The organism is Nonomuraea sp. B208 (assembly GCF_057536035.1).
The window spans coordinates 87,415-105,748 of record NZ_BAAJOU010000022.1 but is presented as its reverse complement, the minus strand read 5'-3'; the positions used below and the strand labels follow the sequence as shown (position 1 = coordinate 105,748).

The window sequence follows — 18,334 nt, the reverse complement described above, 5'->3', positions numbered from 1 at the left end:
GATGGACGTTCCGAAGATCCAGAGTGCGCTGCGGACCATCGCGCGCGGCCTGGAGGAGCTGGCCGGGGCGCTCGGCGACGAGCAGGAGGCCGGCGAGGACGAGCGCACCGCGCGGGTGATCAGGGAGTGGGGCCGGCGCGGGCTCACCCAGAAGGAGGCGTCCGCGCTGTTCCAGCGGCACGGGTTCGCCCCGCAGACCACCGGCGGCTGGGCGCGCGGCGAGTGGGTGGAGCTCGGCGACGACGGCCTGCGCTACCTCACCGCGAAGTCGCACGCCTGGCTGGAGGGCCGGCCGTGACCTTCTCCGTACGCGTCGCCGTACGCGGCTACGAGCTCGACACGCAGGGCCACCTCAACAACGTCGTCTACCACCAGTACGGCGACCACGCCCGCTGGGAGTGCCTGCGCGCCGCGGGCATCGAGCTCGGCGAGATGCTCGCCGCCGGCGTCGGCCCGGTCACCCTGGAGAACACCATCCGCTTCCGCCGCGAGCTGCGCGGCGGCGACGAGGTGGACGTGACGTGCGCGTTCGAGTGGGGCGCGGGGAAGACGTTCCGGGTCAGGCAGGAGTTCCTGCGGGTGCGGGACGGCGCGCAGGCCGCCGCGCTGACCGGCGTCGGCGGCCTCATGGACCTGCGCGAGCGCCGCCTGCTCGACGACCCGGGGGCGCGCTGGCGAGCCCTCGCCCGCGCGCCCGAGGTGCTCAACCTCTGAGACCGGCTACTTCTTCGGCTTGTCGGAGCTGGACTCGGTGGACAGCGCGGCGACGAAGGCCTCCTGCGGCACCTCGACGCGGCCGACCATCTTCATCCGCTTCTTGCCTTCCTTCTGCTTCTCCAGCAGCTTGCGCTTACGGGAGATGTCACCGCCGTAGCACTTGGCCAGAACGTCCTTGCGGATGGCCCGGATGTTCTCGCGGGCGATCACCCGGGCTCCGATGGCGGCCTGGATCGGCACCTCGAACTGCTGCCTCGGGATCAGCTCGCGCAGCTTCTTGGCCATGTCGACGCCGTAGGTGTAGGCCTTGTCCTTGTGGACGATCGCGCTGAAGGCGTCGACCGGCTCGCCCTGGAGCAGGATGTCGACCTTGACGAGGTCGGCCTCCTGCTCGCCGGCCGGCTCGTAGTCGAGCGAGGCGTAGCCGCGGGTGCGGGACTTGAGCTGGTCGAAGAAGTCGAAGATGATCTCGCCGAGGGGCAGCGTGTAGCGGATCTCGACGCGGTCCTCCGACAGGTAGTCCATGCCGAGGAGCTGGCCGCGCCGCCCCTGGCAGATCTCCATGATCGCGCCGATGAACTCGGACGGCGCCAGGATCGTGGACTTGGTCACCGGCTCGTGGACGGTCGCGATCTTGCCGCCGGCCGGGAACTCCGACGGGTTGGTGACCGTGAACTCCTTGCCGTCCTCCATGACGACCCGGTAGATCACGTTGGGCGCGGTGGAGATGAGCGACAGGCCGAACTCGCGCTCCAGCCGCTCGCGCACGATCTCCATGTGGAGCAGCCCGAGGAAGCCGACGCGGAAGCCGAACCCGAGCGCGGCGGAGGTCTCGGGCTCGTAGACCAGCGCGGCGTCGTTGAGCTGGAGCTTGTCGAGCGCCTCGCGCAGCTCGGGGTATTCGTCGCCGTCGATCGGATAGAGGCCGGAGAACACCATCGGCTTGGGGTGCTCGTAGCCGGCCAGCATGTCGCCGGCGGGCTTGGCGGCCGAGGTGACGGTGTCGCCGACCCGCGACTGGCGGACGTCCTTGACGCCGGTGATGAGGTAGCCCACCTCGCCGACGCCGAGGCCGAGGTCGGCGGGCTTGGGCTCGGGCGAGATGACGCCGATCTCCAGCGTCTCGTGGGTGGCGCTGGTGGACATCATGAGGATGCGCTCGCGCTTGCCCAGGTGGCCGTCCACGACCCGGACGTAGGTGACCACGCCGCGGTAGGTGTCGTAGACGGAGTCGAAGATCAGCGCCCGCGCGGCGGCGTCGGCGACGCCCACCGGCGCGGGGATGGTCTGCACGACGTGGTCGAGCAGCTCGCGTACGCCCTCGCCGGTCTTGCCCGAGACCCTGAGCACGTCGGACGGGTCGCAGCCGATGAGCCCTGCCAGCTCCTCGGCGAACTTCTCCGGCTGCGCGGCGGGCAGGTCGATCTTGTTGAGGACCGGGATGATGTGCAGGTCGGCGTTCATGGCCAGGTAGAGGTTGGCCAGCGTCTGCGCCTCGATGCCCTGGGCCGCGTCGACCAGCAGGATCGCGCCCTCGCACGCCTGGAGCGACCGGGAGACCTCGTAGGTGAAGTCGACGTGGCCCGGCGTGTCGATCATGTTGAGCACGTGGCCGTCCCACGGCAGGCGGACCGCCTGCGACTTGATGGTGATGCCGCGCTCGCGCTCGATGTCCATCCGGTCGAGGTATTGGGCGCGCATGGAGCGGTCGTCGACCACCCCGGTGATCTGCAGCATCCGGTCGGCAAGGGTCGACTTGCCATGGTCGATGTGCGCGATGATGCAGAAGTTGCGGATCAACGCGGGGTCGGTCTGGCCAGGCTGAGTGCGCACCGAAGTCCGTTTCAACAGATTTGAGGTCAGGCAGTCTTCTATGGTGACATGCCCGGATGATTGTCCGGACCGTCATCCGCCGCGGCCTGCGCCTGCTCGCGCTTGCCTTGGTCGTCGTGGTCGCGCTGGCCGGCCTGCTCGCCGCAGCGCTCCGCGTCCAGTTTACCGGTGCCCCGGCCGCGTGGGCGAAGAGCACGGGAGATGACGCTCTGTGGCTGGGGCACATGTGGGTGGACGGCCGGCGCGGGGAGGCGGACGTCGAGCGGCTGGCACGGCGGCTGGGGGCGACGGGGATCAAGGACGTGTACGTCCATTCCGGACCATTCGATGAGGGCGGCCGCCTCGCCCGGCGCTACACCGGGCCGCTGTCCACCTCGGCGCCCCAGATCGAGCCGTACCCCGGTCTGCGCCTGACCGCGCGGGCGCCGTTATGACGTACGTCTCCGGCACGCCCGCCCGGTCCCTCTACGGCGGCCACGTCGCCCGCTAGGCCGAGCTGGCCCTGGACCTGACGCCGGCGGGCAAGCACCTGCTCATCGGCGCGGCCGCCGAGGGCGCCCGCCTGGCGCTGACCGGGCACGGCCCCCGCCAACGTTTCGGCCCGGCCCTCTACGTGGACTTCGCCGCCACCGAGGAGGACTGGCGGGAGTACTTGACATCCTCCCCCTCGTAAACGAGGGGGATTCCCACGGTCACCCGTGAGGGTTCCTGCTTCACTGCCGGTCGCCCGCCAGGAAGGACTTCCCTTGAGGTCTTACACCAGCTCCACAGGCGTTTCAGCTCTCCGCCAGCCCGGCGGCGAGGGTGTTTCTGATCATTCGGCAGGTGGCTTAGTTGTCGCCACCGTCGAACACAATACCGAACCGTGCGGTGTCGTGCGGCGTTTCGACGGCGGTCCGCCTGGCGGCGGATCGCCTGCTCCTGCCCTGCTCCGCAGAGTCCGATTCCTCCCCCGCCTGGAGGCGGGGGTTCCCTCGGAGGTATCCGATGACCGGCTGGATGGCCGTAGACTCGTGACAGCCCATTCGCCCAGGCTGTTGATTTGAGGAGCCGCCTGGGTTATTGGTAATCTGTTCAACTGCGTGTGTGGCGCGCCCTCTCTCGAGCCCGCGCGCCCCATCCATCACTCAGACTTTCACCGAGGCTTCTTCGTGGCGAACATCAAGTCCCAGATCAAGCGCAACAAGCAGAACGAGAAGGCTCGTCTGCGCAACAAGGCGGTCAAGTCCTCTCTGAAGACGGCCGTCCGCAAGTTCCGCGAGGCCGCCGAGCAGGGCGACGCGGCACAGGCCGCCGCGCTGCAGCAGGCCGCCGCCCGCCAGCTCGACAAGGCTGTCAGCAAGGGCGTCATCCACAAGAACCAGGCCGCCAACCGCAAGTCGGCCATCGCCAAGCAGGCCGCCGCGCTGGCCGCCAAGTAAGGCCAAGGCCCGGCGGCACGCCGGGCCTGTCATTGCGGACGCCGCTCCCCCAGGGGGCGGCGTTCTCGTTTTCTCCACGGTTTCGTCACGGTTTCGATATCACACCGCCGTATCGGGTGAGTCACCGTTCCAGAGATCACCTTGATTGCGTCCGGCCCCTCCCCGAAGGTGCACTCAACGGACAAGAGGGGGATCGGATGCGGGGGCCGCTGGTCGTCAAGCGGGCGTTCAGCGAGCCGCTGCTCCTGCTGGCCGCGTTCGGGGCGATCCTGCTGGCCACCACCACGCTGGTGGCGCTGACGATGTACGCCTCCTCCATCGCCGACGCGGGCGTCCGCCGGACGATGGAGACCGCCTCGTTCCGCCAGACCGCCGCCGTCATCAGCGCGCCCGTCACCGCCGAGACCTTCCCCAGGTACGACCGCGCGGTCCGCGACGAGCTCACCCGCGCCTACGGCGCCGCCCCGGCGATCGGCACCAGCTTCCGCTCCGACTCCTACGTGATGCCGGGCCAGGACGGCGAGCCGCAGCCCGAGCTGCTCAGGTTCGGCAGCTACGACGGGCTCGACCGGCACGCCAGGCTCGTCTCGGGGAGCTGGCCGCGGCCCGGCGGCCCGGCCGTCGAGGCGGCGCTGTCGCTGCCCGCCGCCTCCGCCGCCGGCCTGGAGGTGGGCCGCGAGTTCACCACGAAGGGCCGGCTCGACCCGCGCCCGGTCACCGTGCGCGTGGTGGGCGTCTTCCAGCTCACCGACCCCGCGGGCGAGCGCTGGGCGAACGAGCCGCTGCTCACGCGGGGTGTCGAGCGCGGCGACTTCACCACGTACGGCCCGCTGATGATCCCCCGCGAGACCTTCCTGGCCCGCTTCGCCACCAGCGTCAACGCCACCTGGACCGCCGAGCCCGACCTCGGCGCGCTCACGCCCGAGCGGCTGCGCCCGCTGGCGGCGGCGCTCGGCCAGGTGGGCGAGCGGCTCAAGGAGGGCGGCTGCCCGAGCTGCGTGGCGTCGGGGCGGCTGCCCGAGATCCTCACCCAGCTCGACACGGCGTCCCTGGTGGCGCGCTCGACGATGCTGATCCCGGTGCTGCAGCTGCTGTTGCTGGCCGCGTACGCGCTGATGCTCACCGCCCGGCTGCTGGCCGAGCACCGGCGCATGGAGGTGGCGCTGCTGCGCTCGCGCGGGGCGGGCACCGGGCGGCTGGCCGCGCTGGCCGGGGGCGAGGCGCTGCTGGTGGCGCTGCCCTGCGCGATCGTCGCGCCGTTCCTCGGGCCGCCGCTGCTGGCGCTGGTCGGCGAGCTGCCGTGGATCAGGTCCACGGGCGTGCGGCTCGCGCCGTCTCCCGATCTCGGCACGTTCCTGGTCTCCTCGGCGGTGGCGCTGGCCGCGGCCGTGCTGCTGGCGCTGCCGGCGCTGGCGGGGGCGCGGCGCACGTACGTGGAGGAGCAGTCGGCGCGCGGGCGCGGCGGCGGGCGCGGGCTGGTCGAGCGGGCGGGCGCGGACCTCGCGCTGCTGGCGGTGGCCGGGCTCGCGATCTGGCAGCTGCGCCGCTACGGCGCGCCGGTCACCACGACGGCCGGCGGCGGGCTCGGCATCGACCCGCTGATCATCTCCGGGCCCGCGTTGGCCCTGCTCACCGGCGGCATGCTGGGCCTGCGGCTGGTGCCGCGGGTGTCGAGGCTGGCGGCGCGGCTCACCGCCCGGCGGCGGACGCTGGCCCCCGCGCTGGGGGCCTGGCAGGTGAGCCGGCGGCCGCTCACGTACGCGGGGCCGGCGCTGCTGCTGACCATGGCGATCGCCATCGGCGTGGTCTCCCTGGCCACGGCGGCGACCTGGCGCGCTTCGCAGCTCGACCAGGCCCGGCACCAGGCGGGGGCGGACCTGCGGCTGTCCGGGCCGCCGGACGGGCCGGAGCTGGGCGCGCTCGGGCGCGGCACGGCGTTCACCGCGCTGCCCGGCGTCACCGCCCACTCCCCCGCCTTCCGGGGACAGAGCGAGGTCAGCGGCGAGAGCGCGCTGCTGCTCGGCCTGGACGCGGCCCGGCTCGGCGAGCTGTTCCACCTGCGGGCCGACCTGTCGGAGCAGAGCGTCGCGCAGTTGTCCCGCGCCCTCGCGGGGAGTCGGGCGGGCGGGCTGGCGCTGCCCGGCGAGCCGGCCACGCTGACCGTACGGGCCGAGGCGGACGCCGCGCTGCCGGCCAGGCTGGTGCTCTCCGACGCGCTCGGCGTGTGGCGGGACCTGCCGCTCGGCCCGCTGCGTACCGGTGACAACCAGGTGGAGCTCGACCTGAAGGAGCTGGCCGGGCGGTCAGGGAAGATCAGCTATCCGCTGACGCTGCGCGGCCTGATCGCGGGCGCGTCCCGCGCGGAGGCCACGGTGAAGGTGACCGGGATCAGCGCCGACGGCCGCGAGGTGCCCGCCGCCGCGCTGTCGGTGACGGCGGCCGACCGGCCGGCCGCCGCGGTGTACGGGCCCGGCGCCGCCCCCGGGCCGCTGCCGGTGGTGCTCACCGCGAACCTCGCCGCCGCGCTCAAGCTGGACGCCGGGCAGACCGGACCGGTCAGCATCGACCGGCGGGTGCTCCAGGTGACCGTGGTGGGCGTGGTGGACAGCATGCCGACGGCCGTGGCCGGGCAGCAGGCGCTGCTGGTGGACTGGGGGACGTTGCAGGCGTACGAGCTGGGCGCGGCGCAGCCGCCGAGACCGGCCACCGAGTGGTGGCTGGCCGCCGCCGACCCCGCGCCCGCCCGCGCCGCGCTGCGCGAGCAGCCCGGCTGGGACGTCAGCGTCGTCGACGAGCGCGAGCTCGCGGCGAGGCTGCGCGACGACCCTCTCGCGAGCGGGCTCCAGGGGGCGCTGATGCTGGGCTTCGGTGCGGCGCTGGTGTTCGCCGGGCTCGGCTTCCTGGTGAACGCGGCCGTCGCGGCGCGCGAGCGGCGGGCCGAGTTCGCGGTGCTGCGGGCGCTCGGCACGAGCGCGCGGCAGATGTTCGGGCTGCTGGCGGTCGAGCAGGCGTTCGTCGTCGGGCTGTCGCTGGTCGCCGGTACGGGGCTCGCCGTGGCCGTCGGAGCGCTGGTGGTGCCGCACATCGTGCTGACCGGGCAGGCGTCGGCCGTCACGCCGGGCGTGCTGCTGGAGATCCCGTGGGGCGCCACGGGCCTGATGCTGGCGCTGGTGGCGGCGGTGCTGTTCGCCATCGTCGCCGGGCTGGCGCGGCGCCTGCGGCGCGGGCAGATCCTGGAGGACCGGTGAGGATCCCGCTGCTGGCCCGGGCGCACGCGGGCGCGCTGATCGTGCTCTTCGTGCTGACCGCGCTCGCCTGCCTGCTGGTCTCGGGGCTGCCCCGGGCCACGCAGGCGGCCTTCGACCGGGCGCTGCAACGCGCGCTGACCGACGCGCCCGCGGTGCGTACGGACCTGACCGTCGCGGGCGAGTCCCGCTCCCCCCGCGACGACCTGCACGAGCCCGCCGCCTTCGCCGAGCGCGAGCGGCGCCTGCGGGCGCTGCTGCCCGCCACGCTGCGCCCGCTGGTCGCCCCCGACGGGCACATGAGCGCCAAGACCACCCTCACGCCCGTCACCGGGACCGGCGGGAACACCTACATCAACCTGGGCTGGCTGTCCGACGCCGACCGGCGGGTGGACTGGGTGGCGGGCCGCGCGCCCGGCGCGCCCTCCACCACGCGCTTCCAGGGGCAGCAGATCCCGTTGTTCGAGGTGGGGGTCGTCGAGGAGGCCCTCGGCCAGATGAACCTCCGCCTCGGCGACACCCGGACGCTCGGCGAGAGCGACTTCGCGGCCGTGCGCATCGTCGGCGTCTTCCGCGCCAAGGACCCCGCCGACCGCTACTGGACCCACAACACCGACATCCTGCACGTCACCAAGCTGCAGCCGCCCGGCAAGCTGGACTTCGAGCTCCACACCACGACCCTCATCCCGGACGCCGGCCTCGCCGCGCTGAGCGGCGAGTCCCGCAACCTGACCTACCGCTGGGTGCTGCCGCTGAACGGGCGGGCCGCGAGCGCGCTGGCCGTGCCCGGCGTCGAGGCGGGGGTCGCCGAGCTCGAACGGGTGCTGACCCTCCAGGCCACGACGTCCGCCCCCTACCGGCTGGAGACCGGGCTGCCCAAGGTGCTCGGCGACTTCACGGCGGCGCTGGCCACCGCGCAGACCGTCATGTACCTGCTGCTCGCCGGGCTGCTCGCGGTCGCGCTCGGCGTGATCGTGCTCGGCGTACGGCTGCTCACCGACCGCCTGGACCGGGCGCTCGCGCTCGCCCGCGCCCGTGGCGGCTCGCTGCGGCAGGTGGCCGGGACGGGCGCGGCGCTCACCGCGGCGGCGGTCGTCCCCGCCGCGCTGGCCGGGTACGCCCTCGCCTTCCTCGTCCCCGGCCCCGTGCTGCCGCTCGCGCATCTCGGACCGGCGTTCGTGCTGGTGGCGGGCGTCGGGTTCGGGGCGGCGCGGGTGGCGCTCGCGCACCGGACGCCGCTGCACGAGCGGCGCGACGACGTGGCCGCGGCCCGGCCGACGGCGCGGCGGATCACGGTGGAGGCGCTGGTCGTGGTGCTCGCGCTGACGGGGGCCTACCTGCTGCGGGCGCGCGGACTGTCGGCGCAGGCGGGGCTGGATCCGTTCCTGCTGCTGGTGCCGATCGCGCTGACGCTGGCGGCGGCGCTGGTCACGGTGCGGTGCTACCCGTACCCACTGCGGCTGCTCGTCCGGCTCGCCGCGCGCGGGCGGACGGCGGTGCCGTTCCTGGGGCTGACCAGGGCGGCGCGGGCCCGCGCGGCCGGCGGGCTGCCGGTGCTGATCCTGCTGCCCGCGCTGTCCGTGTCGGTGTTCGCCGCGGTGATCTCGGACGGCATCACCGGTACGCAGCGGCTGGCGTCCTGGCAGCAGGTGGGCGCGCCCATCAGGATCACCTCGACGATCGAGATCCCGGCCGCGACGATCGACAGGATCCGCGCGACGCCCGGCGTCGAACAGGTGGTGACCGCCCAGACCGCGCGGGTGCAGCTCGGCTACACCAGCGAACGCGCCGAGGCCATCGCCGTGGACGTCGCCCAGTGGCGGCGGCTGCTCGCCGGGGCGCCCATCGACCTGCCCGAGCTGCCCGGCGGCCCGTCCGCGCTGGTCTCGCCCGAGCTGCGGGAGCGCGGGACGCTCGACGTCGGCTGGCAGTCGCGGATCAAGGCCAGGGTGGCCGGCGTCGTCGACGCGGTGCCCGGCTTCTACCGCACCGGGAAGTTCCTCGTCCTGCCCCTGGACACGTTGACCCGGCCGGCCGTCAACACGCTGCTGATCAAGGGCGACGTCGCGCCGGGCGAGCTGGCGCGGCTGGTCCCGTCGGCCGCCGTCGAGTCCCAGGAGGGGGCGCTGGCCGCCATCCAGGGCGATCCGCTCACCGGCGCGGTCCTCACGACGCTGGTCGTGGTGACCGCGGCGCTGGCGCTCTACGCGCTGGTGGCGGTGATCCTGTCTCTGGTCGTGGGGGCCGCCGACCGGGCCAGGGCGGTGGCGTTCCTGCGTACGCTCGGGCTGTCGGACCGGCAGGCGCAGCGGCTCACCATGCTGGAGGTGCTGCCGATGGTGCTGGTGACGGCGCTCGTCGGGTTCGGGCTGGGGCTGGCGCTGCCGGCCGCGCTCGGCCCCGGCGTCGACCTGTCCGCGTACGCCGGGGACCTGCCCGTCGGCGGCTACTCCCCCGACCTGCTCACGCCGGGCGCGCTGGCGGCCGGGCTGGCCCTGGTCGCGGTGCTCGGCGCGTACGCGCACACCGCGCTCGACCGGCGGCGCGGCCTCGGCGCCGCGCTGCGCGCGGGAGACCTCTCATGAACGCGTTCCTGCCGGAGGACTCACGATGAATCCCACCCTGTCCGAGCTGGAGGCCAAGGCCACGCGCGGGAAGGCGGCCTTCGGCGGCGACGCGCACATCGTCTGCGACAACCTCGTCCGCATCTACAAGACCGAAGGCGTCGAGGTCGTCGCGTTGCAGGGACTCGACCTGGTGATCGACGAAGGCGAGCTGGTCGCCATCGTCGGCGCGTCGGGATCGGGCAAGTCGACGCTGCTCAACGTGCTGTCCGGGCTCGACGTGCCGACCGCCGGGGTGGCCAGGGTGGCGGGCATGGACCTGCTGTCCATGACGCCCAAGGACCGGCTGCGTTACCGGCGGTCGGTGGTCGGGTTCATCTGGCAGCAGACGGCCCGCAACCTGCTGCCCTACCTGAACGCCAAGGAGAACGTCGAGCTGCCGATGAAGCTCGCCGGCGTGCCGCGCAAGGATCGCGGCCGGGCGATGGAGCTGCTGGAGCTGCTCGGCGTGGCCTCCTGCGCCGGGCGGAAGATCCCCGAGATGTCGGGCGGCGAGCAGCAGCGGGTGGCCATCGCCGTCGCCCTGGCCAACTCCCCGCAGCTCATCCTCGCCGACGAGCCCACGGGCGAGCTCGACAGCGAGACCTCGGGGCAGGTCTTCGACGCGCTGCGCACCGCGAACCGGCAGCTCGGCGTGACCGTCGTCATCGTCACCCACGATCCCATGGTGGCCGGGCAGGTGGACCGGACGATCGGCATCCGCGACGGGCGTACCAGCAGCGAGACGCTGCGCCGCGAGGGCGCCGAGGGCGAGATCGTCGCCGAGGAGTACGCCGTGCTCGACCGCGTGGGGCGGCTGCAGCTCCCCCGCGACTTCATGAACGCCCTGAACATGGAGCGCCGGGTGCGCCTCGAGCTGGAGAGCGACCACATCGGCGTGTGGCCCGCACGGGAGGAGCCCTCTGATGAGCGATGAACCGTTGGTCGTGGTGGAGGGGCTGCGCAAGGTCTACCGCAGCGGCCCCAAGGAGGTCGTGGCGCTGCGGGAGGTGTCGTTCGTCGTGCGCCCCGGGGAGCTGGTCGCCGTACGCGGCCGCTCCGGCTCCGGCAAGACCACCCTGCTCAACCAGATCGGCGGCCTGGACCGGCCGGACGCGGGCCGGGTGCTGATCTCCGGCCAGGACGTCACGGCGATGTCCGAGGACGCGCTGCTGGAGCTGCGCAGGGACGTGGTCGGCTTCGTGTTCCAGTCGTTCGGGCTGATCCCTGTGCTGTCGGCGGCCGAGAACGTGGGGGTGCCGATGCGGCTGGCCCGGATGCCGGTCGAGGAGCGCGAGGCCCGCGTCCGGATGCTGCTCGCCCTGGTGGGCCTGGAGCAGCACGCCAACCAGCGGCCGTTCGAGCTGTCCGGCGGCCAGCGGCAGCGGGTGGCGATCGCCAGGTCCCTGGCGAACCGGCCCCGCCTCCTCGTGGCCGACGAGCCGACGGGGCAGCTCGACTCGCAGACGGGGCGGCAGATCATGGAGCTGCTGCGGGCGCTCGTGCGCAGCGAGGGCGTCACGGCGCTGGTCGCCACCCACGATCCCAGCCTGATCACGCTGGCGGACCGGGTCCTGGAGATCAGCGACGGCGTCGTCCACGAGGCCGACCTGGCCGCGCCGGCCGGCTGATCGAGGCTTACGTCCGAAAGTTCACGGCTCGTCTACTCTTTACATAGGGTTCTGGTGGTTTGTCGGTTTACGCTCGCCGACATGCATGCAAAGTCCCGGGTCCCGGTGATCCTCTTAGCGGCCGGCGCCCTCGCCGCCACGTTCGCCGCCCTGCCCGCAACCTCCGCGTCCGCGGCTCCCGCGAACGTGGTCATCAGCCAGGTCTACGGCGGAGGCGGCAACTCCGGCGCCCCCTTCACCAACGACTACGTGGAGCTGTTCAACCGCAGCGCCGCCCCCGTGCCGCTGGACGGCTGGTCGGTGCAGTACACCAGCGCCACCGGCACCGGGAACTTCGCCGCCAACACGGCCGCGCTCTCCGGCACCCTCGCCCCCGGCCAGTACCACCTGGTGCAGCTCGCGGCGGGCACCACCCCGAGCGGCGCGCTCCCCCAGCCCGACAGCACCGGCTCGATCAACATGAGCGGCAGCGCGGGCAAGGTCGCGCTGGTCCGCTCCGCCTCCGGCCTGGCCTGCAACGGCTCCACCGCGCCCTGCTCCGACGAGCAGCTCGCGCTGCTCGCCGACCTGGTCGGGTACGGCAGCGCGAACTTCTCCGAAGGCGCCCCGGCTCCCGCGCTCACCAACGCGACCGCCGCCTTCCGCAGGAGCGGCGGCTGCGCCGACACCGACGACAACGGCGCCGACTTCGAGTCCGCGGCCCCCGCGCCGCGCAACTCCGCCACCGCCCCGGCCCCCTGCGGCGCCGACCCGTCCCCCTCCCCCACAGTGACTCCCACGGCTACGCCCACGGTGACGCCGACCTCCACTCCTTCCGAGACCTGCGACACCCCGGCCACGCACCCGATCTCCCAGGTGCAGGGCAACGGCGAGACCAGCCCGCTCGCCGGGCAGAACGTACGGGTGGAAGGCGTCGTCACCGGCTCCTTCCAGGGCTCCGGCGGGCTCGGCGGCTTCTACCTGCAGTCCCTCACCCCGGACGCCGACCCGGCGACCTCCGAGGGCCTGTTCGCCTTCTCGTCCTCGCCGGTCAAGCCCGGCGACCGGGTCCTCGTCTCCGGCAAGGCCGTCGAGTTCAACGGCCTCACCGAGCTCTCGCCGGTCACGTCGGTGAACGTCTGCGGCACCGGCACGGTCAAGCCCGTCAAGGTGAAGCTGCCGCTCCCCAAGGACGTCACCTTCGAACGGTACGAGAACATGCTCGTGACCTTCCCCGACGACCTCGCCGCCTCCGAGGTCTACAACCTCGGCCGGTTCGGTGAGATCACCCTCGCCGAGGACGAGCGGCTGTGGCAGCCGACCGACCGCAAGGGCGTGGACCCCGCGAAGGACGCGCGGCGTACGATCCTGCTGGACGACGGCTCCAACGCGCAGAACCCGGCGACGCTGCCGTACCACACCGAGGGCGCGGCGAGCGTACGGCTCGGCGACGAGGTCGAGGACCTGACCGGCGTCCTCAGCTACGGCTTCGACCGCTACCGCGTGCAGCCGACCAAGCCCGTCGTCTTCACCGCCGAGAACCCGCGCCCCGCCCGCCCCGAGAAGGTCGGCGGCGACGTACGGGTGGCGAGCCTCAACACCCTCAACTGGTTCACCACGCTCGGCTCCCGTGGCGCGACCAACGCCGCCGAGCGGGACCGCCAGCTCGCCAAGCTGGTCGCCACCATCACCACGCTCGACCCGGACGTGGCCGGCCTGATGGAGGTCGAGCGCAACGGCGACGTGGCGCTGAACGCCCTGGTCGACGCCCTCAACGCCAAGGCCGGCGCGGGCACCTACAAGGGCATCACCCACCCGAACCCGGGCACCGACCTCATCCAGACCGCGCTGATCTACAAGCCGGGCAAGGTGACCCCGATCGGCGCGGCCCGGTCCTCGGCCGACCCGATCTTCAACCGCCCGCCGCTCGCGCAGACCTTCGGGCCCGCCAATGGCAAGGGCAAGACGTTCACCGTGCTGGTGAACCACTTCAAGTCCAAGGGCTGCACCGACGGCGACGAGACCGCGAGCGGCGCCGACGCCGACCAGGGCGACGGGCAGAGCTGCTACAACGCCAAGCGCGTCAAGCAGGCCCAGGCGGTGCTGGCCCTGATCGACGACCTGCGGCTGCCGAACGCGCTCGTCCTCGGCGACCTCAACGCCTACGGCGAGGAGGACCCGATCCACGTCCTCGAGGACGCCGGGCTCACCAGCCTGAGCAAGAAGCACGTCAAGAAGGACGACCGCTACAGCTACGTCTTCGAGGGCCTGTCCGGCGAGCTCGACCACGTGCTCGCCGACAAGGGGGCACGCAAGCTCGTGACCGGCGCCACGATCTGGCACATCAACGCCGACGAGGGCCGGTTCATGGACTACAACACCGAGTTCAACCCGCCCTACCTGTACGCCCCCGACCCGTTCCGCTCCTCCGACCACGACCCGCTCCTGGTGGGCCTACGCCTCTGACCTGAGGCCTGTCCACCTGCCGCCCCTTTGCGCCGACTACCCTCTCCGGCGCAAAGGGGCTCCCCGGCTGGGCCACGCAAACAACTCCCCACCCGCCCGGCCCACACTCCAGCAGCATCAGCCACAGCCGACGAGGCCACAGAACCTACAGCAGCGCCAGCGACGGCAGCGGTAACGGCAACGGCGGAAGAAGCAGCGGCCGCAGCGGCAACGACGACAGCAGCACCGAAGGTCACCTACAGTCGCGGCTCGCTGCAATCACCCGCCGGTCCGCCGCCATCCAGCCACCTGCCGGTACGGCTCCATCCGCTCACCCGCCGGTCCGCCACCATCCAGCCACCTGCCGGCACAGCTCCATCCGCTCACCTACCGGCGCGGGCCCATCCAGCCACCTACCGGTACGGCCCCATCCGCTCACCCGCCGATGCGCCGCCATCCAGCCACCTGCCGGCACAGCTCCATATGCTCACCTACCGGCGCGGGCCCATCCAGCCACCTGCCGGTGGCGCTCCATGCGCTCACCTACCAGTGCGGCTCGCCACGATGACCTGCACCGTGTGTTCCAGCGCGTACGCCGGATCCGCTCCCCCGCCCTTGACCTGCTCATCCGCGTCGGCCACCGCCTGGATGGCCCTCGACAACCCGTCCGGCCCCCACCCGTTGAGCTGCCGCTTCACCCGGTCCACCTTCCAGGGCGGCATGCCGAGCTGACCGGCGAGCTGCGCCCCCCGCGCGTTGCGCGGCGCCCCGGCGACCTTGGCCAGCGAACGCAACCCGTTGGCCAGCGCGCTCACCAGCAGCACTGGCGCCACTCCCGTGCCGAGCGCCCACCGAAGCTGCTCCAGCGCCTCCGCCAGCCGCCCCTCGATAGCCGAGTCGGCCACGTTGAACCCGCTGACCTCCGCCCGCCCCTTGTGATAGCGGGCCACGGAAGCCGTACCGATCGTCTTGTCATCGGTGTCGAACGCCAGCTGGCTGCACGCGGCCGCCAGCTCCCGCAGGTCATTGCCCACCGCGTCGAGCAGCGCCTGCGCCGCGTCCGGCGCGATCCCTCGCCCCACCCGCTTGAACTCCCCCTTGATGAAGTCCAGGCGCTCGCCCGCCTTGGTGACCTTGTTGACCGTGATCACCGCGGCCTTGGCCTTCTTCACCCCGTCGACCAGCGCCTTCCCCTTGACCCCGCCGGGGTGCGCCAGCACGAGCACGGTGTCGTCGGACGGCTGCTTGGCGTACGTCACCATCTCCGTGATCACGTCCTTGGGCAGATCCTGCGCGTTCCGGATCACCACCACCGACCGATCCCCGAACAACGACGGCGAGGTCAGCTGGGTCAGCTCCCCCGTCGTCACCTTGCCACCGACGAGGTCGTGCACCTCGGCACTCGGATCGACGGCCCGCGCCGCCGCGACCACGCCACTCACCGCCCGCTCGGCCAGCAGTTCCTCATCGCCGAGGACCAGGGTCACAGGTGCTGGATCGGTTGCCGCCATGCCAGGCAGCATGCCATGCACCGCCGACAACCCGGTACTCGAACCCCACACCCCACGCCCCTCACATGGCAGTCGAAGCGAGCCGTCCGGGCGAGGCGGCCGGCACAAGCGCCGCTGAGAGATCCGCCGCAGACGTGCCACCCATGCCGACAGCCCTCTGCCAGACTCGCGATCACGGCTTGCGTCTTCTGCAATCTCATCCGCGAGGACTCGGCGATCACCAGCTAGTCGAGGCCAATTGTTCCTCGAAGGCGTGTGCGTCGGAAGGCGAGCCGTCTCCTCAAGGCGCGGCTGTGCCCCAGCTCATCCCCAAGCAGCCTTTCTCCCTGATGCTCGTGGCCGCCGTGGTCCCCGTGGTCCCCGTAGCCGCCGTGGTCCCCGTGGTCCCCGTGGTCCCCGTAGCCGCCGTGGTCCCCGTGGTCCCCATGGTCCCCATGGTCGCCGCGGTCGCCGCGGCGTGGGCCGTACGCCTTCGGTGCCCTGGGATCACCCCGCGCCACGATCGCCAGGCCGCCGTCGCGCTCCACCACGGCCAGGTCGCCTGATCGGTCAGTCCGGTAGGGCGTGGCACCGATGCGTTGCAACAAAGCGAGCGTGGACGGGGCAGGGTGGCCGTAATCGTTGTCGGCTCCCACGCTGATCAGTGCCGCCCGTGCTCCCAGCGAGGCGAGGAAGGCCGGTGACTGACGGTTCGACCCGTGGTGGGGCGTCTTGAGGATGTCGGCGCGTACGGGATGCCGGCGTAACAGCTCGTCCTGGGCCTCGGTCTCCAGGTCGCCGCCGAAAAGCATCGACCCCGCCCGCCAGCGGACCCACAGCACCACGCTCGCGTTGTTGATCGTGCTTCCCTCCCCCTGCCCGTGCGCAGGGCCGCCGCCGGCCTCGGGCGCGATGACGCTCACCTCCGACGGCCCGAACCGCCAACCGGTCCCCGGCGCCACCGCCCATTCGGGGATGCGGCGGCGTGCCAGGTCGGCCGAGATGCGGGTGCTCGCCTGCGGATTCGTAGGACGGGAGCTGACGACCACCGCCCCGACTCGCCGGTTCCTCAACACCCCAGGTAGACCGTTGACGTGGTCGGCGTGCGGGTGAGTGAGCACAAGCAGCGGTACGTGCTTGATGCCGGCTCTTCGCAGGCATTTGTCCATGAGGACCGGGTCTGGTCCGGTGTCCACCACCACGCCCTGCCCGGCTCCGGCCGCGATCACCATGCCGTCGCCCTGGCCCACGTCGCACATGATCATGAGCCATTGGTCCGGCGGCCATGACCCCACGAGCGGGCGGACGACCAGCACCGCCACCAGCGCCGTTCCCGCGAGGGTCAACGCCAGCACGCGCCAAGCCCGGCGGCGAAGCACGATCATCACCACGGCCACGGTGACAGCCAGCAGGCCGAGTCCCACGAGCCCGCTCGGCCACGGGACCGTGGCGAATGGCAGATCGACGGCCCAACCGGCGACCGTGATGATCCAGCCGACGGCGTACCCGGCGGGGATGACCAGCAGCGCGGCGGCGTCCGGCCAGAGCGGCGCGACGAGCGCCGCCCCGAACCCCAGCAACGTCGCCGGCGCCACCGCCGGGGCGACGAGCAGGTTCGCGAGCAACGCCACGGGCGTCACCTGACCCGACATCAGCACGAGGACAGGCGTCACGGCCACCTGCGCCGCCGCAGGCACGGCCACCGCCTCCGCCAGCCAGCGCGGCAGCAGGAGACGGCCGCCTCCCGGTCGCGCATCCGGGTGCTCGGCGGCGTCTTCCTTGTTCGCGGTCGTCCGTGACCAGCGGTCGCGCCAGCGTGGGGCGATGAGCAGGATGCCGGCGGTGGCCGCCACCGACAGGGCGAAGCCGTAGGAGCGGGCCAGCTCGGGAGCGAACAGCGTCAACAGCAGAACGGTCGCCGAGAGCGCCGCGAATCCGTCCTTGGCGCGGCCCGTGGCCAGGGCTACGCAGGCGGCCAACCCCATGAGGAGCGCTCGCAGGACGCTCGGCGAGGGACGTGCCACCACGGCGAAGCAGAGCATGGCAAGGGCGGCGAAGCCGGCTCTCGTGGTGAGGGAGAGCCTGAGCAGGCGGGACAGCGCGAGCGTAGCGCCCGCGACGATGGCGAGGTTGGCGCCGCTCACCGCGTTCAAGTGGTTCAGGCCGGTCTCCTTGAGGTCGGCCGACACCTGGGGGTCCATGCGGGAGACGTCGCCCACCACGAGGCCGGGCAGGAGACCGCGCTGGTCCGGAGGCAACGCGTCGGCGGCGGTACGCAGGCCCGCTCGCAGACTGCCGGCCACGGTTTGGAGGGGTGACGGGGCTGTCAGTACGCGTGGTGGTCCGCGTACGAGGAGGATCGCCGCCTCCTGGTCGCCAGGGGTGGGTCTGGCGAGGCGGCCGGTGACCTCAACCTGCTGGCTCGGCAGCAGGGCACCCCATGTGCGGCCGCTGGCGAAGACGGTGATGGGGACGTTGACTGACTGGTGGCCGGTGGTCGTGGTGGCGTGCGACTGGATGGTCTTCAGGGTGGCCGGGACGACGTACCTGTCCTGGATGATCTGTTGTGGGCCTTGGTAGTGGTGCTGGGGTCTGCGTCTCGGATCGTCGGTGATCGCGATCTGGGCGGTGATGCTCGCGTTCCTGGCCGCCAGATCGGCTACTGGTCCGGTGGTGAGGGCGTGTACTCGGAGTGCGACAGAGGCTGAGGACGCGGCTGCGGCGATCAGTGAGGCTAGGACGATGTTGCGCCATCTGCGCTGCTCGGTAGTGGCATCTATCCCCGCTTGGCCTGCTTGCGGTTGTCGGGGCGTGGAGGGGCGTGTGGCGTCCTGATTCCCCCAGCGGGGGCGGCGGCGGGTGTGCCAGGCGGTTGTTCCGGCGGCCACGGCTGCGATGGCAGCGACGAGCATGCCCACGGTGGCGGAGCAGCTCAGGAGAACCAAGGCGCTGGCCCAGGCGGCCAGGGCA

The 18,334-nt window shown here is 72.4% G+C and carries 12 protein-coding genes; 9 read left to right on the top strand and 3 right to left on the bottom strand.

Annotation, left to right across the window (positions count from 1 at the left end):
* The first annotated feature begins 1 nt into the window (after position 1).
* Entirely contained in the window at positions 2–298 is a 297-nt protein-coding gene (locus tag AC27IY_RS23290; RefSeq protein WP_091083820.1) for a hypothetical protein, read from the top strand.
* Positions 295–714: an acyl-CoA thioesterase gene (locus tag AC27IY_RS23285; protein ID WP_487179155.1), complete on the top strand. Its 420-nt coding sequence runs from the start codon at positions 295–297 to the stop codon at positions 712–714. Before AC27IY_RS23290 ends, AC27IY_RS23285 begins: the two co-directional genes overlap by 4 nt.
* Before the next feature lie 6 nt (positions 715–720).
* On the opposite strand, the gene lepA is transcribed toward AC27IY_RS23285, so the two are convergent.
* Positions 721–2,550 carry a translation elongation factor 4 gene (gene lepA, locus AC27IY_RS23280; protein WP_344204895.1) on the bottom strand — a complete coding sequence of 610 codons (1,830 nt, stop codon included), beginning with the start codon at positions 2,548–2,550 and terminating at the stop codon, positions 721–723.
* Between the two features lie 56 nt (positions 2,551–2,606).
* Here lepA and AC27IY_RS23275 point away from each other — a divergent pair, with 56 nt between their 5' ends.
* The 7 genes from AC27IY_RS23275 (at position 2,607) to AC27IY_RS23245 (ending at position 13,895) form a co-directional block, all read left to right on the top strand.
* Entirely contained in the window at positions 2,607–2,984 is a 378-nt protein-coding gene (locus tag AC27IY_RS23275) for a hypothetical protein (protein ID WP_344204896.1), read from the top strand.
* A gap of 717 nt (positions 2,985–3,701) precedes the next feature.
* Entirely contained in the window at positions 3,702–3,971 is a 270-nt protein-coding gene (rpsT, locus tag AC27IY_RS23270; RefSeq protein ID WP_344204897.1) for a 30S ribosomal protein S20, read from the top strand.
* Between the two features lie 197 nt (positions 3,972–4,168).
* Positions 4,169–7,219 (top strand): FtsX-like permease family protein, encoded by a 3,051-nt coding sequence (locus tag AC27IY_RS23265; RefSeq protein WP_487179154.1) that lies wholly within the window; start codon positions 4,169–4,171, stop codon positions 7,217–7,219.
* Positions 7,216–9,801, top strand: coding sequence for an FtsX-like permease family protein (locus AC27IY_RS23260; protein WP_487179153.1), 2,586 nt, complete (start codon positions 7,216–7,218; stop codon positions 9,799–9,801). Before AC27IY_RS23265 ends, AC27IY_RS23260 begins: the two co-directional genes overlap by 4 nt.
* A 25-nt stretch (positions 9,802–9,826) precedes the next feature.
* Complete coding sequence (locus AC27IY_RS23255) at positions 9,827–10,756, top strand: ABC transporter ATP-binding protein (protein ID WP_371251149.1); 930 nt, start codon at positions 9,827–9,829, stop codon at positions 10,754–10,756.
* Positions 10,746–11,450, top strand: coding sequence for an ABC transporter ATP-binding protein (locus tag AC27IY_RS23250; RefSeq protein ID WP_329582946.1), 705 nt, complete (start codon positions 10,746–10,748; stop codon positions 11,448–11,450). The genes AC27IY_RS23255 and AC27IY_RS23250 overlap by 11 nt, the downstream gene beginning before the upstream one ends.
* An 81-nt stretch (positions 11,451–11,531) precedes the next feature.
* Positions 11,532–13,895 (top strand): ExeM/NucH family extracellular endonuclease, encoded by a 2,364-nt coding sequence (locus AC27IY_RS23245; RefSeq protein ID WP_487179152.1) that lies wholly within the window; start codon positions 11,532–11,534, stop codon positions 13,893–13,895.
* A 518-nt stretch (positions 13,896–14,413) separates the two neighbouring features.
* Here AC27IY_RS23245 and holA read toward each other — a convergent pair.
* The gene (holA, locus tag AC27IY_RS23240) at positions 14,414–15,385 is read right to left on the bottom strand and encodes a DNA polymerase III subunit delta (protein WP_487179151.1); all 972 of its coding nucleotides are present in this window, start codon (positions 15,383–15,385) and stop codon (positions 14,414–14,416) included.
* Between the two features lie 224 nt (positions 15,386–15,609).
* Entirely contained in the window at positions 15,610–17,667 is a 2,058-nt protein-coding gene (locus AC27IY_RS23235; RefSeq protein WP_487179150.1) for a ComEC/Rec2 family competence protein, read from the bottom strand.
* Between the last annotated feature and the right edge of the window lie 667 nt (positions 17,668–18,334).

Bases quoted from the DNA above. Each gene is read 5' to 3' on its own strand.
- AC27IY_RS23290 (WP_091083820.1), top strand. From the start codon at position 2: ATGGACGTTCCGAAGATCCAGAGTGCGCTGCGGACCATCGCGCGCGGC.
- AC27IY_RS23275 (WP_344204896.1), top strand. From the start codon at position 2,607: ATGATTGTCCGGACCGTCATCCGCCGCGGCCTGCGCCTGCTCGCGCTT.
- AC27IY_RS23265 (WP_487179154.1), top strand. From the start codon at position 4,169: ATGCGGGGGCCGCTGGTCGTCAAGCGGGCGTTCAGCGAGCCGCTGCTC.
- AC27IY_RS23255 (WP_371251149.1), top strand. From the start codon at position 9,827: ATGAATCCCACCCTGTCCGAGCTGGAGGCCAAGGCCACGCGCGGGAAG.
- AC27IY_RS23250 (WP_329582946.1), top strand. From the start codon at position 10,746: ATGAGCGATGAACCGTTGGTCGTGGTGGAGGGGCTGCGCAAGGTCTAC.
- AC27IY_RS23245 (WP_487179152.1), top strand. From the start codon at position 11,532: ATGCATGCAAAGTCCCGGGTCCCGGTGATCCTCTTAGCGGCCGGCGCC.
- holA (WP_487179151.1), bottom strand. From the start codon at position 15,385: ATGGCGGCAACCGATCCAGCACCTGTGACCCTGGTCCTCGGCGATGAG.